Origin of the sequence: Pseudomonas sp. SID14000, from assembly GCF_002165135.1 — a bacterium.
Lineage (GTDB): Bacteria > Pseudomonadota > Gammaproteobacteria > Pseudomonadales > Pseudomonadaceae > Aquipseudomonas.
The window spans coordinates 165,793-190,113 of record NZ_NFZQ01000005.1 but is presented as its reverse complement, the minus strand read 5'-3'; the positions used below and the strand labels follow the sequence as shown (position 1 = coordinate 190,113).

At 62.0% G+C, this 24,321-nt stretch carries 19 protein-coding genes; 11 read left to right on the top strand and 8 right to left on the bottom strand.

Annotated elements, in window-relative coordinates:
• Positions 1-28 precede the first annotated feature (28 nt).
• On the bottom strand, positions 29-1,348 hold the full coding sequence (gene basC / locus CAY82_RS09475; RefSeq protein ID WP_087500973.1) for a putative histamine N-monooxygenase: 1,320 nt from the start codon (positions 1,346-1,348) through the stop codon (positions 29-31).
• Between the two features lie 74 nt (positions 1,349-1,422).
• Positions 1,423-5,739, bottom strand: coding sequence for an amino acid adenylation domain-containing protein (locus tag CAY82_RS09470; protein ID WP_256576247.1), 4,317 nt, complete (start codon positions 5,737-5,739; stop codon positions 1,423-1,425).
• A 137-nt stretch (positions 5,740-5,876) separates the two neighbouring features.
• Between CAY82_RS09470 and CAY82_RS09465 the strand changes: the two genes are divergently transcribed.
• The 4 genes from CAY82_RS09465 (at position 5,877) to CAY82_RS09450 (ending at position 10,549) form a co-directional block, all read left to right on the top strand.
• The gene (locus CAY82_RS09465) at positions 5,877-7,046 is read left to right on the top strand and encodes an isochorismate synthase MenF (protein WP_087500971.1); all 1,170 of its coding nucleotides are present in this window, start codon (positions 5,877-5,879) and stop codon (positions 7,044-7,046) included.
• 27 nt (positions 7,047-7,073) lie between these two features.
• Positions 7,074-8,909 (top strand): (2,3-dihydroxybenzoyl)adenylate synthase, encoded by a 1,836-nt coding sequence (locus tag CAY82_RS09460; protein WP_087500970.1) that lies wholly within the window; start codon positions 7,074-7,076, stop codon positions 8,907-8,909.
• Between the two features lie 64 nt (positions 8,910-8,973).
• Complete coding sequence (locus CAY82_RS09455) at positions 8,974-10,194, top strand: histidine decarboxylase (RefSeq protein ID WP_087500969.1); 1,221 nt, start codon at positions 8,974-8,976, stop codon at positions 10,192-10,194.
• A 31-nt stretch (positions 10,195-10,225) separates the two neighbouring features.
• Positions 10,226-10,549, top strand: a complete 324-nt coding sequence (locus CAY82_RS09450) for an isochorismate lyase (RefSeq protein ID WP_087500968.1) — start codon at positions 10,226-10,228, stop codon at positions 10,547-10,549.
• 109 nt (positions 10,550-10,658) lie between these two features.
• On the opposite strand, the gene lpdA is transcribed toward CAY82_RS09450, so the two are convergent.
• On the bottom strand, positions 10,659-12,059 hold the full coding sequence (lpdA, locus tag CAY82_RS09445) for a dihydrolipoyl dehydrogenase (RefSeq protein WP_087500967.1): 1,401 nt from the start codon (positions 12,057-12,059) through the stop codon (positions 10,659-10,661).
• 207 nt (positions 12,060-12,266) lie between these two features.
• On the opposite strand from lpdA, the gene cfaB reads away from it, so the two are divergent.
• Complete coding sequence (cfaB, locus tag CAY82_RS09440) at positions 12,267-13,451, top strand: C17 cyclopropane fatty acid synthase CfaB (RefSeq protein WP_087500966.1); 1,185 nt, start codon at positions 12,267-12,269, stop codon at positions 13,449-13,451.
• A gap of 141 nt (positions 13,452-13,592) precedes the next feature.
• Here the strand turns inward: cfaB and cls are convergent, their stop codons facing one another.
• On the bottom strand, positions 13,593-15,032 hold the full coding sequence (gene cls, locus CAY82_RS09435; RefSeq protein WP_087500965.1) for a cardiolipin synthase: 1,440 nt from the start codon (positions 15,030-15,032) through the stop codon (positions 13,593-13,595).
• Positions 15,033-15,164: 132 nt separating this feature from the next.
• On the opposite strand from cls, the gene CAY82_RS09430 reads away from it, so the two are divergent.
• Positions 15,165-15,692, top strand: coding sequence for a DUF3617 domain-containing protein (locus CAY82_RS09430; RefSeq protein WP_015272374.1), 528 nt, complete (start codon positions 15,165-15,167; stop codon positions 15,690-15,692).
• Here the strand turns inward: CAY82_RS09430 and folE2 are convergent.
• Positions 15,676-16,581 (bottom strand): GTP cyclohydrolase FolE2, encoded by a 906-nt coding sequence (gene folE2 / locus CAY82_RS09425; RefSeq protein ID WP_087500964.1) that lies wholly within the window; start codon positions 16,579-16,581, stop codon positions 15,676-15,678. The two genes, CAY82_RS09430 and folE2, sit on opposite strands and share 17 nt — an antisense overlap.
• A gap of 221 nt (positions 16,582-16,802) precedes the next feature.
• Between folE2 and zigA the strand changes: the two genes are divergently transcribed.
• The 3 genes from zigA to CAY82_RS09410 are packed head-to-tail and all read left to right on the top strand — an operon-like array spanning position 16,803 to position 19,645.
• On the top strand, positions 16,803-18,011 hold the full coding sequence (gene zigA / locus CAY82_RS09420; protein ID WP_087500963.1) for a zinc metallochaperone GTPase ZigA: 1,209 nt from the start codon (positions 16,803-16,805) through the stop codon (positions 18,009-18,011).
• Positions 18,008-18,634, top strand: coding sequence for a DUF1826 domain-containing protein (locus CAY82_RS09415; protein ID WP_087500962.1), 627 nt, complete (start codon positions 18,008-18,010; stop codon positions 18,632-18,634). The genes zigA and CAY82_RS09415 overlap by 4 nt, the downstream gene beginning before the upstream one ends.
• Positions 18,635-18,673: 39 nt before the next feature.
• On the top strand, positions 18,674-19,645 hold the full coding sequence (locus CAY82_RS09410; protein ID WP_087500961.1) for a GTP-binding protein: 972 nt from the start codon (positions 18,674-18,676) through the stop codon (positions 19,643-19,645).
• Here the strand turns inward: CAY82_RS09410 and CAY82_RS09405 are convergent, their stop codons facing one another.
• Entirely contained in the window at positions 19,646-20,038 is a 393-nt protein-coding gene (locus tag CAY82_RS09405) for a DUF3301 domain-containing protein (protein ID WP_013974846.1), read from the bottom strand.
• A 120-nt stretch (positions 20,039-20,158) separates the two neighbouring features.
• On the opposite strand from CAY82_RS09405, the gene pdxY reads away from it, so the two are divergent.
• Entirely contained in the window at positions 20,159-21,031 is an 873-nt protein-coding gene (gene pdxY / locus CAY82_RS09400; protein ID WP_087500960.1) for a pyridoxal kinase PdxY, read from the top strand.
• On the opposite strand, the gene CAY82_RS09395 is transcribed toward pdxY, so the two are convergent.
• Positions 21,028-21,513, bottom strand: a complete 486-nt coding sequence (locus tag CAY82_RS09395) for an acyl-CoA thioesterase (RefSeq protein WP_009683536.1) — start codon at positions 21,511-21,513, stop codon at positions 21,028-21,030. The two genes, pdxY and CAY82_RS09395, sit on opposite strands and share 4 nt — an antisense overlap.
• A 342-nt stretch (positions 21,514-21,855) precedes the next feature.
• Between CAY82_RS09395 and CAY82_RS09390 the strand changes: the two genes are divergently transcribed.
• Entirely contained in the window at positions 21,856-23,616 is a 1,761-nt protein-coding gene (locus CAY82_RS09390; RefSeq protein ID WP_087500959.1) for a cation:proton antiporter, read from the top strand.
• Positions 23,617-23,879: 263 nt separating this feature from the next.
• On the opposite strand, the gene CAY82_RS09385 is transcribed toward CAY82_RS09390, so the two are convergent.
• Positions 23,880-24,287, bottom strand: coding sequence for an SMI1/KNR4 family protein (locus CAY82_RS09385; protein WP_087500958.1), 408 nt, complete (start codon positions 24,285-24,287; stop codon positions 23,880-23,882).
• Positions 24,288-24,321: the final 34 nt, after the last annotated feature.

The window sequence follows — 24,321 nt, the reverse complement described above, 5'->3', positions numbered from 1 at the left end:
CGCCCCGTTTTCTTTTGCTGTACTTCGCTCAGGCGTCGTGCATTCCGTACTGCTGAAAGGCCGAGCGCCTTGGCAGACGGTAGTGATCGCGCCCCAGCAACTGGTTGAGGATCGTCGCGTTGCGGATCGCGGCGATGCCCAGATCGGGCGAGCCGACGCCGTGCTGGAAGATCTCTGCGTTCTGCACGAACACGCGGCCGCTGCCCTTGTCGCAGCGGCGCGCAGTGAAGTCCTCCTCGACAATGCAGTCACCTTGGTCGTCGGTTGCCAGCACACGGCCCTTGAGGCGCTTGAACCACTGCGGCCAGGCATGGCCATAGCCGGTGGCTGCGACAATGGCATCGGTCTCGAAGGCGCCGGTCTGTTCCAGCTCGCGATGGCGATAGCAGACCTTGAGGCGACCGGCCTGGTCCTCGAGGCGTTCCACTTCGCAGTTGGACAATAGCGTCAGCCCGGTTTCGGCGCCACCGATCGAGCGCTCGTAGATCAGGTCGTAGATGTCGCCAATGGTCGAGAAACTGATGCCTTTGTACAACAACCCTTGGCCAGCGACGATATCGCGTCGGCGTTCGCGGGGGATGCTGTGGAAGTAGGCCATGTAGGAAGGGGTGAAGCACTCCTGGCCGAGCTTGGAGTACTCCATCGGGTGGAAGCCCGGTGTGCGGGTGATCCAGCGGATCGACGCGCCTGCCGCGACCCGCTCCGGCGTCAGCTCGGCGAACAGGGCCAGCACGCATTCTGCGGCGCTCTGGCCGGAGCCGATGACAGTGACCTGGCGGCAGTCGCGCAATTGCGCCTGGCGCTTGCCGAACTCCGCAGAGTGCATGATCGGCGCACTGCTCTTGACCTGCGCCCAGCGCGGCAGGATCGGCGAGGTACCGATGCCCACGGCCAGGTGGCGGCTTTGGTAGTAGCGCTTGAACCCCGACAGCGACTGGCTCTCGATCAGGAAGCGGTCGGCCTGGGCGTCATAGCTGACGTCGCAGACCTCCTCTGCGAAATGGCAGCTCGCCAGCTGCTGCGAGGCCCAGCGGCAGTAGTGGTCATATTCGCGGCGCGGCACCTGGAAGTTGTCGTAGTAGTAGAACTGGTACAGCCGGTCGTGCTGGTGCAGGTAGTTCAGGTAGCTCAACGGATGGGTGGGGTCGGCCATGGTTACCAGGTCGGCGAGAAACGGCACCTGCAGGGTGGTACCTGGTAGCAGCAGGCCTTCGTGCCAGCGAAACTCGACCTTGCGCTCGAGAAATACGCCGCTTTTCTCGGGGTGGCGGGCCAGTAGCGCGGCCAGCCCCAGATTGAACGGGCCGATGCCTATGCCGGCGATATCTACGGTGGGTGTATCCTTCATCCAGTGTTTCTCCTACATCCTGCTGTCAGGGAAGGGCGGACGCCACGACGGCGCCCGCCTGGGGCGTAGCGGACTCAGGCGCCAGTGGCGCTGAGCAGTAGTTCGACATCTTCGGGGGTGCGGCAGCGCAGCAGTTGCCCAGGGGACAGGACCACGGCGAAGTGTTCCTGCAGGCGCGCAGCCAGGGTTTTCAGGTGCTGCGGGCGCAGGCCCAAGCTGAGGAAGTCCACTGCGCCGGCGCGTGGCGTGGCGCCGAGTACCGCCAGGTAGATTTCCAGTACCTGGTCGCGGACGCGCGACGTGACAGCACTGTCTACCGGAGCGTGGGCCTCCAGCAGCGCCCTGGCCCTGGGTCGATCGGGCTTGCCGTTCTGTGACAGCGGAAGCTCGGCAACGCTGACGAAGCGCGTAGGCACATGGGACTGCGCCAGCTGCTGATGCGCGTGGTTGCGCAGGTCGGCCACGCTTGGCGCACCTTTGGCGGGGTCGGCGACATACAACGCACCCAGGCTCACTTCGCCCTGGCGTGGGTCACCGAAGTCGACCACCAGCACATGACGCAGCGCCGGGTGGCTGGCCAGTGCCATTTCAATGTCCGGCAGCGAGACCCGCACCCCGCGCACCTTGACGTAGCCATTGACCCGGCTGTCGAACAGCAAGGTGCCATCGGCGCGGTAGCGCCCACAGTCGCCGGTGCGGAACGCGCGCACTGTCTGGCCGTTCTCGTCGTCGACCTGGACGAAGTCGCTTTGCAGCAGCTCGCCGCCCTGCAAGTAGCCCAGCGCCAGGTTGACCCCGATGGTGTAGATACGCCCGACCACGCCGGCGGGGCAATGCCGGCCCTGGCCGTCGAGTACCAGGTAGCCGTTGCCCGGCAGTGGGCGGCCGTAGGGTACCTGGCTGCGGTCTTCGGCAGTGATGTCGTGCCAGATGCTCCAGATGGTGGTTTCAGTTGGCCCGCCAAGGGAGACCAGGCGCGCTTGCGGCAACAGTTCGCGCAGCTCGCCGATCACCGCCGGCTTTATGTAGTCGCCACCTTGGGCGATCAGCCGCAGGCTCGCCAGGGTATGGCTTGCGCGGCAGGCCAGGAGCATCTCGAGCATCGCCGGCACCGAGCACCACAGTGTCACCCGGTACTGTTCGATCAACTGGTTCCAGCGCAGTGCGTCCTTGTCCTCGCCTGGCCCTGGCAGCACCAGGGTAGCGCCGGCGGCCAGGCTGCCCAGCACGTCGAATACCGACATGTCGTGGTGCAGCGGGGTCACCGAGAGGAACACGTCGTGCTCGGTCACGGCCCAGTGCGCCAAGGTGGCGCCAATCACGTTGGCGGTGGCGCGATTGTTCAGTACCACGCACTTCGGCTGGCCGGTGGTGCCGGAGGTGTACAGGTAGTAGGCCGGTGCCTCGCTCAGTGACAGGTCGGGCAGCGCCACGGGCGACGCCGCTGGCTCGGCCAGCAGCTCGGCACAGCGCGCGACCGGGTGGCCGAACGCCTCGCCCTCGGCCAGTACCACCAGGTCGGGCTGGCAGTTGTCCAGCAGGTAGCGGCGCCGTTCTTCGGGCGCGGCCGCGTCGATCGGCACCCAGATTACCCCGGTCAGCGCGCAGGCCAAGGTCAGCTGGGTGTGCTCCGGGCTGCGCGGCAGGCACAGGGCAAGTACCTTGCCTTGGTCGAGGCCGCGTTTGCGTAGCGCGGCGATCAGGCGTGCGACGCCGGCCCCCAGCTCGGCATAACTCAGGTGTCGTTCACCCTGGACCAGCGCCAGCTTGTGGTTGTCAGGGGTGAACAACCTGCGGGCGATATGTGCCAGGAAGCGCTCCTCACAGGCAGCGTCAGGTCGGCTGTTCAGGCAGTAGTGGCGGGTGTCGATGATGGTGTTGCCGTCGAAGGCAAACTCGCCCTGCTCGGCGATCTGCTCGATGGCCTTGTCCAGGGCCTGCAGGTAGCCTGCCACCAGCGCTGGCGCAAGCAGGTCTCGGGCATAGTCGACATCCAGGTGCAAGGCGCCTTCGGTGTCGGCCCAGAAGCGGATATCCATGGCCACCTGGGGTGTCTGGGTCAGACCAGCGTGCAGATGCATGCCGCTGTTGTCCGGTACCGAGGGCCAGGACAGGCCGTTGGTGATAACCACCGGCAGGACCGGGCCGGGGCCGCAGCGCTCGAACAGCAGACGGGCCAGGTCGACGCCGGAAAATGCCAGGTGGCGCAGGCCTTCGAGCACGTCCACCTGCAGGCGCGCGGCGCGTTCTGCAAGGCTCGCCGGACCGTTTTGCCAGTTGACGGCGATAAAGCTGGAGCGGTTGGCGAAGACGGTGTCGGTCTGGGGCGCCACCGGCACTGCAACGCACAGGTCACCCTCGGCCTGCCAGCGTGACAGCACCTCTAGCACCACCGCCATCAGCGTGGAATTCTTGAACAGGCGCTGGCGGGCGCCGATCTTGCTCAGCGCCGCGAAACGCGGCTTGTCGATGACCAGGCTCTGACGCGCGTAGCGCGAGGCACCGGCCTGCTCCAGAGGTACCTGCCAGGGCAGACGAGGGGCACTTTCTACCATGGCCAGCTTTGCCGCCCAGTAGGCGGCGGCTTCCTTGCGCGTATCGTTCCCGGTCGGCGTGGCAGCGCTTTCCCCGCCAGGGGCAGCCTGCACGCAGCCGTCGAACAGTTCCAGCATCAGAGTGGCGATCGAACGGCCGTCGAGGATCAGCGCGTCCATACGCACGAAGGCTACCAACTGGTCCTCGGCCAGGTGGAACAGCGTGACATTCCAGGGCGCGCGGTCCATTGCGAAGTGGGCGTGGGCATAATCGTCGCGACGTGCGTCGATGGCGCGCAGTGCCTGGTCTCGTGGCAAGTGAGCGAGGTCGACTTCTTCCAGGTTCAGCTGCTGCTCATCGCTGACGTACTGCCCCAGCCGCTGTGGGTCGATGCGGGTGCGCAGGCTCGGGTGGCGGGCGACCATCGCCTGCAGCCGTTCGCGCAGCAGCGCGGGGTTTATTTGTCCGCGGTATTCGCGAAATTCCTGCATGGCCACACCGCCAAGCGGCACCTGAGTGCCGCGACCGAGCAGGTAAGCCTGCTGCAGCGCATTCAACGGCTGGGCGCCGGCCTTGCGTGGCAGTGACTGGTCGAGCGCCGTCGGTTTCGCCGCCACGGCCTTGACCAAGGCCACGAAACGCTCGAAAAGCTCGCTGACCCAGGCCAGGGGCAGGGCGTCGAGGCGGATGTCCCAGTTGATCAGGATGCCGCCGTCGGCGCATGCCACCTGAGCATCCAGGGCCACCTGGGGTCCTTGCGATATCACCCAGTTCATGTCGCCGAAACTGCGTCGCACCTGTTCGGACAGCAACTCACCCTCAGGCAGGTCAAGAGCGCTGGTGAAGACCACCGGTGCCAGCTGTGGCGTGCCCTGCTGACGCGACAGGTCGCGCATCACGTTGACCCCGGAATAACTGCAATGGGCGAGCAGTTCGACCATGTTCCTTGCCACTTGATCGCACATTGCCGCCGGATTGGCCGCTGCGGCTACGTCGACATCGAGTATCAGCACATTGGCGAACTCTCCGACCATGCGATCTACGCCGTCCGCCAGTGGCGGGCGCCAGAACGCTGGCACGTTGAGGCGCAGGCGATGGTCCCCGGTGTGCGCGCCCAGCGTCGCGGCGAACAGCCCGAGCATCAGGTTGGACAGGGTCAACCGGCGTGCGCGCGCCAGCTGTGTCAGCGCCTGGCGTTCGCAAGCCGGGAGCCGTGTGGTCAGGCGCTGGCTGTAGGCCTGGGCGCACGGCGTCGTCGGCGGCGGCAGGGTTGGCGCCGGGGCGATACTACCGAGGCGCTCGCGCCACCAGCGCCGATCGCGCTCGTGTGCGGCCTTGAGCTCATCGTCGCTACACGCCCGGTCCCACCAGTCGAAGAAGCTCGGCGTAACGGGCAGGGGCAGGTCCGGGGCCTCGTAGCGGCGCGCCAGGTCTTCCATCAGCGTGCGGAAGCTCGACGGGTCGATGGCGATCATGTCGGTGTCGACGTGCAGACGGCATAGCCCGCCGGCCAGCAGGCTGACGCTGAAGCGCACGGGGTTGGCATGGCGCAGGTCCAGTTGTTGGTGGCTCCAGCGCTCGCGCTTTTGCAGCAGGTGCTGTTCGGCCTGTTGCAAGCTCATCGCGCACAGGTCCTCGACCTCCAGGTGTGGCGCCTGGTCGAGGGGGGCGATGTATTGCTGTCCCTGGTCGCTGATGCGCAGGCGCAGCATGGGATGCATCTGGCTGACCTGAGCCAGCGCGGTACGCAGTCTGTCCAGGTCGAAGCCGTGGCCGTCGAATTCCGCATACAGGTGAGCAGAAACTTTCCCTAGTGCCGCATGAGCAGTGCGCCCGATCCAACAGGCGGCTTGCATCGAAGTTAACTCTCTCATGGCTGACTCATATCACGTGATTGACAAGGCCTTGAAAATGGCGTCCTCTATTATTACAAACGATAATGATTAAGATTCAATATATATTTGGATCGATCTAGCACGGAGGCTGTACCACGATGAGCACGAACGTCCTCATGACGGGTGACATGGACGGGGCACAACAACAGGGGGGAACATTCTCGTTCACCTCGGGTGGCCGAGAGCTGGCTGTCAGCGGAGCCATGCAACGCGTTGAAACCCCTGCCGTTGACGGCGACGATGCCGGGGGTGCGTTTCAGAAGGCTCTGGCGCAGGCCTTCGAGCGTGCTCGCCAGGCCGGGCAGGCCAACCCGCTGATCGTCGGCGCCGTGCCGTTCGACCCGCGCGAGGCGTCTTGCCTGTATATCCCCGAACACAGTCGATGGAGGGACTGCGGCGATGTCGAGGCAGTGGCCGAAGGAAACCTGCCGACACTTGTTGAACAGCAGGATTTTCCCGGCGAACTGGGCTTCAAGCGGTCAGTTGAGCAGGCCATCGTCAACTTCCGCCATAGCGATGTGCGCAAGGCGGTATTGTCGACCCAGCGCGAACTGGTGTTTGCCGACCGGGTCGATGTCGACACCATCGTTCGCAACTTGCGGGCACAGAATCCCAGCGGCTATCACTTCCGTGTACCGATGGCCGATGGCGGCACATTGGTCGGGGTCAGCCCGGAGCTTCTGGTGCGCAAGGAGGGTGTCAGCTTTGTCTCCAATCCACTGGCCGGCTCGGCCAGGCGAATGTCAGATGCGGAAGCTGACCGGCGAAATGCCGAGTGGCTGGCGGCATCGGAAAAGGATCACTACGAGCACGAGTTCGTCACCAGCGACATTGCTGCGCGAATCGGCGAGATGTGCCTGCAACTGAACGTTCCGGCTCGGCCCTCGCTGGTCAGTACCCCGGCACTGTGGCACCTGTCGACGCGCATCGAAGGCACCCTGATCGACCCTCATGTCAACGCCCTGCAACTGGCCTGCCGGATGCACCCCACCCCGGCAGTCTGCGGCTACCCGACCGAACTGGCGCGGCGTCTGATCCGCTTTGTGGAGCACCACGAGCGGGGCCTGTTCAGCGGCATGGTGGGCTGGTGTGACGCCCAGGGTAACGGCGAATGGGTGGTGACCATCCGCTGCGGCACGATCAAGGATAACCGGGTACGGCTGTTCGCCGGCGCCGGCATCGTCGAATCCTCGCAACCCGACACTGAATGGGCGGAAGTCCAGACCAAGCTGCGCACCATGCTGCGCGCTTGCGGCGTTTCCCATTAATCCGACTCCCCGATGTGTGATCCCCTTATGACTCTTGAATTCAATCAGTGGCCCGAGGACCGGGCGCAAACCTATCGTGACCTCGGTTTCTGGATCGACCAACCGCTGTCGCAGATCCTCCATGACCGTTGCCAGGCCCAGCCCAATGCCGTGGCGGTGATCTGCGGCGAGCGCCGGTTCAGCTACGCCGACCTTGACCGGCTGTCCTCCAACCTGGCGTCGCGCCTGGCCGAGCGTGGCCTCGGCCAAGGCGACACGGCACTGGTGCAGTTGCCCAACGTTGCCGAGTTCTACGTCGTCCTGTTCGCCCTGCTCAAGGCCGGCATTGCACCACTCAATGCGCTGTACAGCCACCGCAAGCTGGAGCTGACCGCCTACGCCACCCAGATTGCGCCGAAGCTGCTGGTCGCTTCCCGTGAGCACGAGGTGTTCCGCGACGATAGCTTCATCGGGCTCTTCGAGCAGGTTGATACTCGCCCGCAGGTCACCCTGTTACTGGGCGAAGATGAGTCCGAGCGCAGCCTGGCGCAGTGGCTCGATATCCCTGCGGCAAAGGCGGTGGCCTATGCGCCAACTGCCGCCGACCAGGTCGCGCTGTTTCAGCTTTCGGGTGGCAGCACCGGCACGCCGAAGTTGATCCCGCGCACCCACAACGATTATCACTACAACGCCAGGGCCTGTGCCGCAGTCTGCGCGCTGAATGCCAATACCCGTTTCCTGTGCGCGATGCCGGCGGCGCACAACTTCCTGCTCAGCTCCCCAGGTGCCCTCGGCGTGATGCATGCCGGCGGTTGCGTGGTCATGGCGGCCAATCCGGAGCCGCTGGGCTGCTTCGAGTTGGTGCAGCGCCACGAGGTCAACACTGTTGCCCTGGTGCCCAGCGCTGTAGCGCTGTGGCTGCAAGCGGCGCCGGCACATCGCGATCAACTGCAATCACTGGAGTACCTGCAGGTTGGCGGGGCGGTGTTCGCCGACTCTCTGGCGCGCCAGGTGCCGACGGTGCTCGGTTGTCGCCTGCAGCAGGTGTTCGGTATGGCTGAAGGGTTGATCAATTACACCCGCCTGGATGACAGCGACGAGCGGGTGTTTACTACCCAGGGCCGCCCGGTCAGCCCTGGCGACGAAATCAAGATCGTCGACGAGGACGGTGTGCCGGTGGCCCCGGGCGTTGCAGGCATGCTCGCGACCCGCGGTCCGTATACCTTCTGTGGCTACTACAAGAGCCCGGAGCAGAACGCCAAGGCTTTCGACCGGGACGGTTTCTACTATTCCGGCGATCTGGTGCAGATGACCCCGAGCGGCGACCTGCGCGTGGTAGGTCGGATCAAGGACCAGATCAACCGCGGCGGCGAGAAGGTTGCTTCCGAGGAGATCGAGAACTTGCTGGTGCTGCACCCGGAGGTGACCCACGCTGGCCTGGTAGCCATGCCTGACGACAAGCTCGGCGAGAAGAGCTGCGCCTTTGTGGTGTCGCGCAACCCCGCGCTCAAGGGCCCGGCCCTGCGTCGCCATCTGCTGGAGCTGGGCATCGCTGAGTTCAAGCTGCCGGACCGCATTCGCATGATCGATGTCATGCCACTGACCGCCGTCGGCAAGATCGACAAAAAGCAGTTGCGCCACTTGCTGGCAGTGGAAACCACTCGCCAGTGGCTGCAGACGCGCCTGATGCAGTTGCTGGAAGACGGCGAAGATCTGGACCCACAGGAGAACCTGATCTTTTACGGTCTGGACTCGCTGCAGGTGATGAAACTGGCTAGCGAGTTGAAGGCGCGTGGCATTGACGTGAGCTTCGAGGAGCTGGCCGCCTCGCCGACCTTGCAGGATTGGTGGGCGCTGGTCGAGTCGCGGCAGAAGGCAGCCTGATACCCCCGCAGAGGGCCGCACGGTGCAGGTTGCGGCCCGCAAGTCAGTTTAAAAGGAGTTGGACATGACTATGTCATCCGCCGACAAGGCCCGGCTGGATGCCTTCTGGCAACATTGCCTGAAGCACCAGTACTTCAACATCGGTTACCCCGAGAACGCCGAATTCGACTACACCCCGCTGCATCGCTTCCTGCGGTTCTCCATCAATAATTGCGGGGACTGGGCGCAGCCGAGCAACTACATACTCAACTCCTTTGACTTCGAGCGAGAGGTCATGGCGTATTTCGCCGAATTGTTCGCCATCCCTCACGAGGACAGCTGGGGTTACGTTACCAATGGCGGCACCGAGGGCAACATGTTCGGCTGCTACCTGGCCCGGGAGATGTTCCCCGACGCTACCCTGTACTACTCGAAGGATACCCACTATTCGGTGGCCAAGATCCTCAAGCTGTTGCGGATCAAGTGCCGTGCCGTGGAATCGCAGCCCAACGGCGAGATCGACTACGACGACCTGCTGGCGAAAATAGCCGTTGACCAGGAGCGCCATCCGATCATCTTCGCCAACATCGGTACTACCATGCGCGGGGCCGTCGACGACATCCTGGTGATTCAGCAGCGCCTGGCAGAGGCAGGCATCGCGCGTGAAGACTACTACCTGCATGCGGACGCCGCGCTGAGCGGGATGATCTTGCCGTTCGTCGACAACCCGCAGCCGTTCAGCTTCGCCGACGGTGTCGATTCGATCTGTGTTTCCGGGCACAAGATGATTGGCTCGCCGATCCCCTGTGGCATTGTCGTGGCCAAGCGCGAGGCGGTTGAGCGTATCTCGGTGGAGGTCGACTACATCAGCGCGAGCGACAAGACCATCAGCGGGTCGCGCAATGGCCATACACCGATGATGATGTGGGCGGCGCTGCGCAGTCATTCGCCCGCGCAATGGCGTCGTCGAGTGCAACACAGCCTGAACACCGCTCAACACGCCGTCGACCGCATGAGGGCCGCCGGCATCGATGCCTGGCGCCACGACAACTCCATTACGGTGGTGTTTCCCTGCCCCTCGGCGCGTATCGCCAGGAAGTACAGCCTGGCGACTTCGGGCGACACCGCGCACCTCATCACCACCCCGCATCACCAGGACACGCGCATGGTCGACGCGCTGATCGACGAGGTCATTGCCGAACGGCAGCCTGGCGTATGGCGCGCCCCGCGCGATCACGCTGAGTCGCGCGACCTGCCGTTGACAGCAGCGGGGCGGGTGTTCGACGCGCGCTTCGATGTCATCTGAATACTCCACTTCGCACTTTAGAGACCCTCATATGTCGCTCCCGAAACAACCCGATGCCTGCACCAGCCTCGAAGACATCCGCGCTGGCATCGACTTCCACGACCGGCAGATCTTCGAGGCGCTGCAAAAGCGCCTGGGCTACGTCAAGGCCGCTGTGCAGTTCAAGGCCAACGAGCAAGCCATCCCGGCACCTGAGCGGGTGGCCGCCATGCTCCAGGAGCGCCTGGCCTGGGCCGGCGGCAGCGAATTCGATGCAGGTTTCATAAAAGCGTTGTATGAGCACATCATCCACTGGAATATCCAGCGGCAGATAATGCATTGGCGCTCACTGCACCCTGCAGGCGAAGGCGCCTGAACGCAGCGGCTCGAATGTGGGTGCTCGATCAAGGTCGAAGGCAGACGCATCAGGCGCACAAGGCCGCTCCCGCAGGGGCATTTTCCTGTAGGCGCGGCCTTGTTCCGCATCAGATCTGCATCGCCATCCCGTCCACATTCATCGCTGCCTGGCGCAAGGCCTCGGAGCGAGTGGGGTGGGGGTGGCAGGTGAGGGCGATGTCTTCCGCCGAAGCCGAGAATTCCATGGCTACGCAGAACTCGCCAATCATCTCGCTGACACTTGGGCCTACCAGGTGCACACCCAGCACTTCATCGGTCTGGGCATCGGCGATGACTTTGGCGAAGCCTTCGGTCTCGTGGTTGATCTTGGCGCGGCTGTTGGCGGTGAAGGGGAACTTGCCGACTTTATAGGCCCGCCCTTCGGCCTTGAGCTGCTCTTCGGTCTTGCCCACGGTGGCCAGCTCGGGGCGGGTGTAGATCACGCCGGGGATAAGGTTGTAGTTGACCTCGTGGGGCTTGCCGGCGATGCGTTCGATGCAGGCCACGGCTTCGTCTTCGGCTTTGTGCGCCAGCATCGGGCCGGAGGTGACGTCGCCAATCACCCAGATACCCGGTACGGAAGTGCGGTGGTGGTCGTTGCCGAGCATGCCACGCTTGTCGGTTTCCAGGCCCACGCTTTCCAGGTTCAGCCCTTTGGTATAGGGGCGACGGCCGATGGCGACCAGTACATAGTCGGCTTGCAGCGTTTCTGCGGTGCCGCCGGCGGCCGGCTCCAGGGTCAGGCTCACGCCATCGGCGCTGGCATTGGCCTGGGTCACCTTGCTACCCAGCTTGAACACCATGCCTTGCTTGGCCAATGCTTTCTGTAGGGTCTTGGCGGTTTCTTCGTCGGTGCCCGGGCAGATGCGGTCGAGGTATTCGATGACCGTGACCTGGCTGCCCAGGCGACGCCATACCGAACCCAGCTCGAGGCCGATCACGCCAGCGCCGATGACCACCAGGTGCTTGGGCACTTGTGGCAGCGACAGCGCGCCGGTCGAGTCGATGATGCGCTGGTTGTCGATGGTCACGCCCGGCAGTGGCGTAGGCTCGGAGCCGGTGGCAATGACGATGTCCTTGGCCTGCAGTGCGGTTTCGCTGCCGTCCCCAGCCTTGACCACAACCTTGCCGACACCATCCAGGCGGCCCCAGCCCTTGATCCAGTCGACCTTGTTCTTGCGGAACAGGTACTCGATGCCCTTGGTCAGGCCGGTCACGCTCTCGTCCTTCTGTTTCATCATCTGGGCGAGGTTGAGGGTGGGTTTGACTTCGATACCGAGGTGGGCGAATTCCTCACCACTGGCGGCTTCGTACAGCTCGGATGCATGCAGCAGCGCCTTGGAAGGCATGCAGCCCACGTTCAGGCAAGTACCGCCCAAGGTCGAGCGGCCTTCCACGCAGGCTACGCTCAAGCCCAACTGGCCGGCACGGATGGCTGCATTGTAGCCACCAGGGCCGCCGCCGATGATCACCACGTCATAGGATTTCATGGGTTCAACTCCAGGATGAAGAAGCGCAAGAGGGCCACAAGGTTAAGCTGAGATGCAAAAATTGTATACAATCTGCCGCATGGATAAGACCAGCCGGGTCTAGACCATGGTCTGGTTTAGAGGAAACATCCCACGAATGAACTACTCTGATCCGGCGACGTTCGAATTATCAGGCGTCGTGGCCAAATACGGACAGGAGGGTCGTTCATGCTTGCGCAACTTCCACCGGCACTGCAGAGCCTGCATCTGCCGCTGAGGCTGAAACTGTGGGACGGTAACCAGTTCGATCTGGGGCCTAGCCCGCAGGTCACCATCCTGGTCAAAGAGCCACAGCTGATCAGCCAGTTGAGCCACCCGAGCATGGACCAGCTGGGCACGGCATTCGTCGAAGGCAAGCTGGAGCTGGAAGGCGATATTGGTGAAGCCATCCGCGTATGCGATGAGCTGAGCGAAGCGCTACTGACCGATGCGGATGACACACCACCGCAGCGGCGGGCCCATGACAAGAGCACCGACGCCGAAGCCATTTCCTACCATTACGATGTTTCCAACGCGTTCTACCAGCTATGGCTGGATCAGGACATGGCCTACTCGTGCGCCTACTTCCGCGAGCCGGACAACACGCTTGATCAGGCACAACAGGACAAATTCGATCATCTGTGCCGCAAGCTGCGCCTGGACGCCGGTGACTACCTGCTCGACGTAGGTTGTGGCTGGGGTGGCCTGGCGCGTTTCGCTGCTCGCGAATATGGCGCCAAGGTATTTGGTATCACCTTGAGCAAGGAGCAGCTCAAGCTCGGTCGCGAGCGGGTCAAGGCAGAGGGGCTGGCCGACAAGGTCGACCTGCAGATTCTCGACTACCGCGACCTGCCTCAGGATGGCCGCTTCGACAAGGTTGTCAGCGTTGGCATGTTCGAGCATGTCGGGCATGCCAACCTGGCCCTGTATAGCCAGAAGCTGTTCGGTGCCGTGAGGGAAGGGGGGCTGGTGATGAACCACGGTATCACTGCCAAGCATGTCGATGGCCGCCCGGTCGGGCGTGGCGCTGGCGAGTTCATCGATCGCTACGTGTTCCCCCATGGCGAGCTGCCGCACCTGTCGATGATCAGTGCCAGCATCTGTGAAGCGGGGCTGGAGGTGGTAGACGTGGAAAGCCTGCGTTTGCACTACGCCAAGACCTTGCACCACTGGAGTGAGAACCTGGAGAACCAGCTGCACAAGGCGGCGGCGCTGGTGCCCGAGAAGACGTTGCGCATCTGGCGCCTGTACCTGGCCGGGTGTGCATATGCCTTCCAGAAGGGCTGGATCAACCTGCACCAGATACTGGCCGTGAAGCCCTACGCCGATGGGCACCATGACCTGCCCTGGACGCGTGAAGACTTGTATCGCTGAATTGCGACCAAGCACGCAAGCGCGACACCATACCCTGTGGGAGCGGGTTTACCCGCGAATGCGTCGGTACAGCCACTGACGTCTTCGCGGGTAAACACGCTCTCACAAGGGCCGCGATACCTTGCGAGGTGCGCAGACGCATCACAGAATCGGCGAAATCAGCCGCGCAATACGCATGCCCAGTTGCTGCAGCCGATGGGTATCGCGGCTGTCCTCCGCAGTAATTTCCCGTGCCTGTTCAAAGTCATTGATCAGCATGTTCTCGACCTGGTCAGCGAAGCCGCGGTCGACCGTCAGCAGGGTGATCTCGAAGTTCAAGCGGAACGAGCGGTTGTCCAGGTTGGCACTGCCGATCGCGCTGACATCGTCATCCACCAGTACCACCTTCTGATGCAGGAAGCCCGGTTGGTAGCGGAACATGCGTATACCCGCCCGTACCGCTTCGAAGGCGAACAGGCTGGAGGCGGCATAAACGATGCGATGGTCTGGGCGTGACGGGATCAGCACACGCACATCGACCCCACGTAGTACCGCCAGCCGCAACGCGGCGAATACTGCCTCGTCGGGGATGAAGTACGGGCTGGTGATCCACACGCGGCGGGTGGCTGAATGGATCGCCTCAAGGAAGAACAGCGAGCAGGTTTCCTGTGGGTCGGCCGGGCCACTGGCCAAGGCCTGGCACAGCACGCCGTTATCCGGGTAGGCGTCTGGCAGGATCAGCGGCGGTAGCTGGCGCGTGGCCCAATACCAGTCCTCGGCGAACGACTCCTGCAGGCAGGCCAGCACCGGCCCGCTGATCTGCACATGGGTGTCGCGCCAGGGTGAGAGCTGCGGGTGGCCACCAAGGTACTCATCGCCCACGTTGTGCCCGCCGATGAAACCGAGCAGGCCATCCACTACCACGATCTTGCGGTGATTGCGGAAGTTCACCTGGAAGCGGTTGAACCAGCCTCGACGGGTGGCGAAGGCATGGATCTGCACCCCTCCGTCGCGTAGCAGCTGGCTGTAGCTGGACGGTAAGGCATGGCTGCCGACGCGGTCGTACAGCACGAACACCTGCACCCCCTCGGCGGCCTTGCGCAGCAGCAGTTGCTGCAGTGCCTTGCCGAGGCTGTCGTCATGGATGATGAAGAACTGTACCAGCACCACGTCGCGAGCTTTTTCGATAGCGGCGAAGATGGCATCGAATGTCGCCTTGCCATCGATCAGTAGTTTCACCTGGTTGTTGGCCAGGCAGGGCATGCGCCCGAGCTTGGGCATGGCGCGCAAGGCCGCATAACTTTCTGACTCGCGAGCGGTAAGGGCTTCTTCTACCCAAGGCCGCCAGTTTAGGTTGGCCATGGCCACGTGCATTTCCTGGTTGGCCTGGCGCCGGGCCTTGATGTAGGCATAGAACGATCGGGCACCGAAGATCAGGTAAGGGATCAGGGTGAGGTAGGGGATGAAGAACAACGGCATCGCCCAGGCGATTGCGCCTTGGGCAGTGCGCACGGTGAACAGTGCGTGCAGTGCGGCGACGATACCCAGCAGGTGAACCAGGCCGAGTAGGTAACCGAAGAAGTAGGGGCTGTGGTAGTCCATATGCATCCTGCTTGCCGAGTACACTTGAGTAACAGAACACGTTCCCGGTCCGCCTTGCAACCTGCAGGTGGATTTGGCGTCTAAGGCTCAGCCCGGCCCGCTTGGCCGGTTTTTTTCCAGGAGCGTTCGTCCATGAAGATTCGTCTGCCACTGTTGGCCTTGGCCCTAGGTGTGAGCAGCCCGCTGGTGCATGCTCAGATGCTGCAGCCAGGCTTGTGGGAGTTGACCACCAGCAACATGCAGGTCGATGGCAAGCCGTTACCCGATATGGAGTTCATGCTCGGTCAGTTGAAGAACCTGCCGCCGGAGCAGCGCGCAATGATGGAAGGGGTGCTGGCCAAGCAAGGGGTGACTGTTGGTGGTAAGGGGGTGCGCTCCTGCCTGACGCCAGAACAGGTGGCAACCAACGATATCCCGCTGCAGGACCCGAAGTCAGGTTGTACTCAGAAGATCACCGACCGCACTGGCAATGTGTGGAAATTCCAGTTCAGTTGCCCCAAAGCACAGGGCAGTGGCCAGGCGACTTTCCTCAGTGACCGGGAATTCACCACTCAGGTCAATGGCACGTTCAACGCCTCGGGTGTGCAGCAGCAAGGCAGTATGAACACCCGTGCCGTGTGGTTGGGTAATGACTGCGGTTCTGTCAAGCCGCGTAGCTGATATCCCATTGCCACTGGCTGGTCGCGACAGCGTCGTGGGCATGCAGGCTTTCTGCATGCTCTACACGCAGCTTGAAGGCCGTGGCCCATTCTATTTGTCGTAGCGCCTTATGCAGGCGTCGTGCGGCGTCTTCGCAGAACATCAGGTTCTGGCCGTTGGCCAAGGCAAAGGCTTGTTCGTCTGCGCGTTTTACCGCGGTCTGTACCGCTGTCCCCAAGCTTGCTTCTATGCGATCGATCAGCTCGGTGATTGGTAGTTCCTGCTGATTGCTGCGCAGCCTTACCTGGATTTCCGCGCTACTACGTTGGCTATGGGGCGTCGCTACGATGCCTTCGGCGCTGCCAAGCCACTGCAGCACTGCAGATTTGTTGGCCTGCTCATCGCTGAAATGCGCCTGGAACTGTTGCTGAATCAGTTGCCGTGCAAGTGCAGCCGAGCACGGACAAGTCGAGGAGTAGGGGACGGAAACGGATAGTTCCACGTGGAACATTTCATTTTCGATCCTGGCATCGACGGTGACTGCATAGCTTTTCCAACCTTCCAGCGGGCTGATCAAAGCAGGCCGTTTCAGCAGATGCTTGAAGCGCAGACGCAGATAGGCCGCAGAAGAGAGGCCTTTATGGCTACCGAGAAAGTTGCACAGTAGCTGGCGTATGGTGAGCGGTGTCAGGGGCTGATGCTCCAACGACTCCAGGGCAAGATAAAGCCGCGACATATGGATGCCGCGTGAACTGCCGTCTACCAGACTAACGCCTGCATCGACAGTGGCGGCCGCTGTGCGCCCTTCGAACTGCACGGGTTGAGCGATCCCGCACATGCCCACCCAGTTCAGAGGCAAGGCATATTCCTGGGTTTGTGCGGCTATGTCGGGGAGCTTGAGCTGGGTCATCTGGCATTCCAAACAAAAAGGGCGATCAGCAGCCACCACCGATCAAGCGGCAATGCGGGAATGAAGCACGGTGAATAACAGCAGCACCATGGCGTGTGGCAGTTCATTTTCATCCCCGGTGGGCACTCGTCCGTCAAGAACGGCTTGGCGAAATTGTATTGTTACTTTATAACATTGTGCAATGCATCGTTTTGAATGCGCTCGCCTGAAGAGGTTTCGCCATGTCCAACCGTCTCCCCGTCACCGTGCTGTCCGGCTTCCTTGGCGCCGGCAAGAGCACCTTGCTCAACCATGTGCTACGTAACCGCGACGACCTGCGGGTTGCGGTCATCGTCAACGACATGAGCGAAATCAACATCGACGCCAGCGAGGTGCAGCGCAACGTCAGCCTCAACCGTGCCGAGGAGAAGCTGGTGGAGATGAGCAATGGCTGCATCTGCTGCACGCTGCGTGAAGACCTGCTCGAGGAAGTGGCGCGGCTGGCCGAAGAAGGGCGTTTCGATTATTTGCTGATCGAATCTACGGGGATCTCGGAGCCACTTCCGGTGGCCGAGACCTTCACTTTCCGCGACGAACAGGGGCGCAGTCTGTCCGACATGGCTCGGCTGGACACCATGGTCACCGTGGTCGATGGCTTGAACTTTCTGCGTGATTACCAGGCGGCAGACAGTCTGGCCAGCCGTGGCGAAACCCTGGGTGAGGAAGACGAGCGCTCGATCAGTGATTTGCTGATCGAACAGGTCGAGTTCGCCGATGTGCTGTTGCTGAGCAAGATCGACCTGATAAGCCAGCACGAACGCGAAGAGCTCATGGCCATTCTGCGCAGCCTCAATGCCCGGGCGCAGATCGTGCCCATGGTCATGGGCCAGGTGCCGTTGGCGCGCATCCTCGACACCGGCCTGTTCGACTTCGAGCAGGCTGCCCAGGCACCGGGCTGGCTGCAGGAGTTGCGCGGCGAGCATGTGCCGGAAACCGAAGAGTACGGCATTGCCGCCACCACCTGGCAGGCCCGGCGCCCGCTTCACCCACAGCGCTTTTTCGACTTTATCCACAAGCCCTGGAGCAATGGCCGACTGTTGCGTTCGAAAGGTTTTTTCTGGTTGGCCAGCAAGTACCAGGAGGCTGGTAGCTGGTCGCAGGCGGGCGGCATGATGCGCCATGGCCTGGCGGGCCGCTGGTGGCGCTTCGTACCGCGCGAGCAGTGGCCACAGGATGTGGATAACACCGCTGCGATCATGAAAAACTGGACTGCCGAGAGCGGTGACTGCCGCCAGGAACTGGTATTTATCGGGCAAAATATCAACTTCGTAAAATTATCCACAGACCTCAATGCATGCCTGTTGACCGATCAGGAAATGGACCTGGGGCACATGGGATGGTTGCGTTTGCCCGATCCCTTCGGTCCATGGCATGAGGCGTCGGCAGCATGAACCCCGCACGCAAGCCTGTGGATATCTGCCAGGTATTTGGAGAAACACCGCAGGTGCTGACCGATGTGCTGCAGGATGGCGTGAACCTGGCGGTGTGGCGCCGACGTTTGCCGCCGCAACTGGAGGACTTTGCCGCGCTGGTGCTAAGTCTTGGCCAGCCCTTGGCAGACCAGCGCGTCATCGATGTGGATGAACAGCACATGCCGGTACTGACCGAGCTGTTGCGCGAAGCGGCGGACTTGCACGGCTATGAGGCATTCGTAGCCGATGTGGCCTGGTTGGTGGCGGCCTATACCTGCCTGGTGGGTGCGCGGAGGATCGGATTGCGCCTGCGGGTACTGGCAGGCCCCATGTGCCCGCGCTTTCATGTGGATAATGTGCCGCTGCGTTTGCTCACCACCTACATAGGCCCGGGCAGCGAGTGGTTGCAAGAGCATGCGAGTCAGCGTGGTGAGTTACACACAACCCAGCCATCTGTGGATAACATCCAGCACCTGCAAGCCGGTGAGGTAGCCGTGCTCAAGGGCGAGAAGTGGCAGGGCAACGAAGGTGCAGGCCTGGTGCATCGTTCGCCCTCGGGGCAACAGGGGCGCCTTTTGCTCAGCCTTGACTGGCTGGCCTGACGGCGCATAGTGAGGCATCACCACTGCCCGAAGCCACCCATGCTGCAGAACATTCCGACCCACGTAATTGCCGGCCCGCTGGGGGCCGGCAAGACTACCTTGATCCGTCATCTGCTGGCTCAGCGTCCGGCCAATGAGCGCTGGGCTGTATTGATCAACGAATTCGGCCAGGTAGGTCTGGATGCCGCCTTGCTAAGCCGTGACGAAGACGGTATTGCCCTCGCCGAAGTTGCAGGTGGCTGCCTGTGCTGCGTCAATGGTATGCCGTTCCAGGTGGGTCTGGGCCGGCTGCTGCGCAAATCCCGGCCGGACCGGTTGTTCATCGAACCGTCCGGGCTGGGTCATCCCTTGCAGTTACTCGATCAGTTGCAGCAAACCCCTTGGGCTGGCGTGCTGACAATACAGCCATTGCTGATGGTCGTGGATGCGCAGTCGATGGTTCGGAACGAGCGCCTGCCGGAGGCTCAACAGCAAGCGTTCGATGCTTCTGAAAGCATTGTTTTCAACAAATCAGAGGCTGTGGATGAAATATATAAATCATTGATAAATAACAAATTTACTGGAAAGAAAATGTTCTGGACCGTCCAAGGGAAGCTGCCCCTGTCGGACCTTCCGGCGGTACCCAAGGGCATTGTTGACAGCTCGGTTGTGGATAACAGGATTATCGACAATCTTGTAAATCCTCCGGCAGCGCTATGGGCCGACCCTGGGCAGCCGATCTGTATTGCCCACCAAGGAGAGGGAGGTTGGAGCATCGGCTGGCGCTGGCATCCCGGCCAGCAGTTTTATCCACAGCGGTTGCAGGCGTTCTTGCGCGCCTGGCCATGGCGGCGGGCCAAAGGGGTTATCCACAGTGTGGAGGGCTGGCAATCATTCAATGGCCTGAACGGGGATATGCCTACCTGGCAGCCCAGCGACTGGCGCAGGGATACTCGGATCGAGCTGATTTTCGATCAGCCGCAATCGCAACCCGCGCTGCAAGCCGGTTTGAGCGAATGCCGCGTCAGCTGATCAGTTGCGCCAGCGGTTGTGCTCCTGGCGCCACTGCTGCATCTCGATGACATTGTCGGCGCGGGGCGGGGTCTTGATCTCGAACGGGTAGGGCGCCAGTTCGATCTGCACGCTGTGGGCACCGAATTGGGTCACGGTACCGGGGTGGCGTTGCTCGCCGGTGACGGTGAACTCGAAGGCATAGACGCGCGCCAGGCGCTTGCGGCCGTTGGCGTCACGGACAAAGGCGATACGTTTGAGTGCGACTGCATCGTCGAGCAGTTCGAGGTCGAGCTTGGCGCAATGTTGTTTGACCCGCTCCAGGGCTTTCTCGCGCAACCCGTGGTTGTGCCATAACCAGGCGCCTGCCGTGGCTACCAGCATCAGGACGAAGAGGTTTTCCAGGGTCAACATTTGCATATGCTCCAAACAGGTCGATCCAGCTTAACTGCGTCCCTGGCCTGTCGTACAGGTGGCAATCAAGTTCATACTGCGCTGCGCACAATCCTTGAAACAGCTTTGGAAACCTCCCGCATGAAACGTACCCCGCACTTGCTCGCCATTCAGTCCCATGTGGTGTTCGGCCACGCCGGCAACAGCGCTGCGGTGTTTCCCATGCAGCGTATCGGGGTCAATGTGTGGCCGCTCAATACCGTGCAGTTCTCCAACCACACACAGTATGGCCAGTGGGCGGGTGAAGTGCTTGCCCCGGCGCAAATTCCTGCGTTGGTGGAAGGCATTTCCAACATTGGCGAGCTGGGCCACTGCGACGCGGTGCTGTCCGGCTACCTGGGCAGTGCCGAGCAAGGGCGGGCGATTCTGGCCGGCGTTGCGCGGATCAAGGCGGTGAACCCAAAGGCCTTGTACCTGTGTGACCCGGTCATGGGGCACCCGGAGAAGGGCTGCATCGTGCCAGCGGAAGTCAGCGAGTTCCTGCTCGACGAGGCGGCCGCCAGGGCTGACATCCTGTGCCCCAACCAGCTTGAGCTGGACAGCTTCTGTGGGCGCCGGGCGCAATCGCTGGAGGACTGTGTGCACATGGCGCGTAGCCTGCTGCGGCGCGGGCCGCAGGTGGTGCTGGTCAAGCACCTGGCCTATCCCGGACGTGCCGAGGACCAGTTCGAGATGCTGCTGGTGACCGCCGAGCACAGCTGGCACCTGCGCCGCCCGCTGCTGGCGTTCCCGCGGCAGCCGGTGGGGGTGGGTGATCTGACCTCAGGCCTTTTCCTGGCCCGCGTGCTGCTCGGCGACAGCTGGTTGCAGGCGTTTGAATTCACCGCTGCGGCCACGCACGAAGTGCTGCTGGAAACCCAGGCCTGCGCCAGCTACGAGCTGCAACTGGTGCGGGCCCAGGACCGCATCGCGCACCCACGGGTACGTTTCGAGGCACAACTGCTGGCGCTTTAAATGGCGTCGGTTTTCAGGTCCTGATAGCGCTTTTCCAGTTCCTGGCGGATCTGCCGGCGCTGCTGGCCCTGCAGGAAGCGGCGCTTTTCTTCGCTGCTCTGCGGCTGGCGCGGCGGTACCGGTACCGGGCGACGGTTGTCGTCGACCGCGACCATGGTGAAGAAGCAGCTGTTGGAATGGCGCACCGAGCGCTCGCGGATGTTCTCGGTCACCACCTTGATGCCCACCTCCATCGAGGTGTTGCCGGTGTAGTTGACCGATGCCAGGAAGGTCACAAGTTCACCCACGTGCACCGGCTCGCGGAAGATCACCTGGTCGACCGACAGGGTGACCACATAGCTGCCGGCATAGCGGCTGGCGCACGCATAGGCCACTTCATCGAGGTACTTGAGCAGGGTGCCGCCATGTACGTTGCCAGAAAAGTTGGCCATGTCCGGGGTCATCAGGACGGTCATGCTCAGCTGGGCGTTTCCAGGTTCCATAGTGTGCTCACGGTGAGGTTGCGCTGAATCGGGCGAATGGGGGGCATTATCTGCAGACACTTCTTTCCCCTCTTTTGAATTTGCCTTCCTGGTACGGGACGTTGGCTGACGGTCCATCGTCACGCCGATCATGCCATCAGCGGCGCTTTTTCAGCCGATCTGTTTCTGCATATTGCACCGCCTTTTTGCGGTGAGGTGCGATGTTAACCTGACTAAACCCATGCGACGTGGGCTTTTCCTGCACTCAAAACAGTATGTACTTGCTGCTCGCTCAGGGTTGCCTTGGCAGAGGAGCGGTCTGCCCAGGCACCCAGCAACGGACGAGAAAAGGAGTATCACGCCATGCATGCCATCAGCTTCATCCAGGACCTGGCAGTCATCATGCTGGTTGCTGGCGTGGTGACCGTTCTCTTTCACCGCCTCAAGCAACCCGTGGTGCTGGGTTACATCGTCGCCGGCTTCATCATCGGCCCGCACACTCCACCGTTCGGTTTGATTCACGACGAAGACACCATCAAGACCCTCGCCGAGCTGGGGGTGATCTTTCTGATGTTTTGCCTGGGGCTCGAGTTCAGCCTGCGCAAGCTGTTCAAGGTAGGTGCCACGGCATTCATCGCGGCGTTCCTGGAAATCGTGCTGATGATCTGGATCGGCTTCGAGATCGGCCGCTGGTTCGGCTGGAACACCATGGACTCGCTGTTCCTAGGTGCCATCCTGGCGATTTCCTCGACCACCATCATCGTCAAGGCACTTAACGACCTGAAGATGAAGAATGAGCGTTTTGCCCAGCTTATCTTCGGCGTGCTGATCGTCGAGGACATACTTGGCATCGGCATCATCGCCCTGCTGTCGGGCATCGCCGTCAGCGGTACGGTCAGCTCGGGCGAGGTGTTCTCCACTGTTGGCAAGTTGTCGCTGTTCATGATCGTAGCGCTGGTCATCGGCATCCTGTTGGTGCCGCGGCTGCTGGCCTATGTGGCCAAATTCGAAAGCAACGAGATGTTGCTGATTACCGTATTGGGCCTGTGCTTCGGCTTCTGCCTGCTGGTGGTGAAGCTGGAATACAGCATGGTGCTTGGCGCCTTCCTGATTGGCGCAATCATGGCCGAATCGCGCCAGTTGCTGAAGATCGAGAGCCTGATCGAACCGGTACGCGACCTGTTCAGCGCCATCTTCTTCGTCGCCATCGGCCTGATGATCGACCCCCAGGTGCTGATCGACTACGCCTGGCCGATCGTGGTCATTACCCTGGCGGTGGTGTTGGGCAAGATGCTGTCGTGTGGCATGGGTGCGTTCATTGCCGGCAATGACGGACGTACATCGCTGCGCGTGGGCATGGGGCTTTCGCAGATTGGCGAGTTTTCCTTCATCATCGCCGCGCTGGGCATGACCCTGCAGGTGACCAGCGACTTCCTCTACCCGGTGGCTGTGGCGGTATCAGCAATCACTACACTGCTGACACCCTACCTGATCCGTGCCGCCGACCCGCTGTCACTCAAGCTGGGCAAGGTAGTGCCCAGCCGCCTGGCGCGAGTGCTGTCGTTGTATGGCGAATGGTTGCGTAGCATCCAGCCGCAGGGCGAGAGCGCCATGCTGGCAGCGATGATCCGGCGCATCCTGTTGCAGGTGGGGGTCAACCTGGCGCTGGTGATCGCCATCTTCTTCAGTGGTGGTTACTTCGCCGGGCGTATCGGCAACTGGCTCAGCGAGTGGCTCAGCGATGCCAGCCAGCAGAAAGCGCTTATCTGGGGGGCGGCGTTGTTGCTGTCGCTGCCATTCCTGATTGCCGCCTACCGCAAGCTCAAGGCACTGTCGATGCTGCTGGCGGAGATGGGGGTGAAACCGGAAATGGCCGGGCGGCATACCCAGCGTGTGCGCCGTGTTATTGCCGAGGTGATCCCCCTATTGTCGCTGCTGGTGATTTTCCTGCTGCTGTCTGCGCTGTCGGCGAGCATTCTGCCTACCAGCGAGCTGCTGCTGGTGATTGCCGTGGTGGCTGCGGTGGTGGTGGCCTTGCTGTGGCGCTGGTTTATCCGCGTGCATACGCGCATGCAGATTGCCTTGCTGGAGACGCTGGAGAACAGCCGCGAGAACATGCACTGAAGGGGGGTAATGCTCCCTGCGCAAGATTTCACCGTCGTCCGAGGGGATGGAGCGGTAGCGATGTCGCCCGGCGCAGAAAGCCTGGCGATTTTAACTACATTGATGGCACTGAGCCATAAATTTTCCTATTCCTGTGCCGGCCTCTTCGCGGGTAAACCCGCTCCCACAGGGACTGCACAGGTGTTGAGCATCGTGCAGTCCCCGTGGGAGCGGGTTTACCCGCGAAGAGGCCGGCACAGGCAGCATCAAATCAGAGGTTGGAATCAGCTCTCCAGCCAGACATCCCGCGCCCAGTGCCACACCGATTCCCAGCTGTCTTCGCCAACGATTTCCTCTTCGGCATCCCACAGCACCACGGTGCCATCCTCTTCGACGCAGTAGTAGTTGTCACCGTCCTGGCACAGCGGAATCAGGTCACGGGGTACGCCGGCGTCCCAGGCATTGGCGGCGACGTCGGGCAGGTAGGTATGAGACTGTGGGTCGGTTACGGTCACCGGCTCCAGTGAGCCATACACCACGTCACTGACGGTCAGCAGGAACTCTTTGAACACGAACGGAATGTTGATGAACAGCTGCTCTTCGATCTCTACCAGCTGGTCCTCGTCTGGAAGCTCCAAGGGCACCGGTACCGGCTCATTGGCTTCACGGAGTTGTTCGATCACTTCTTCCACGGTTCACTTCCTCTGACCTAGATGACAACGCTGC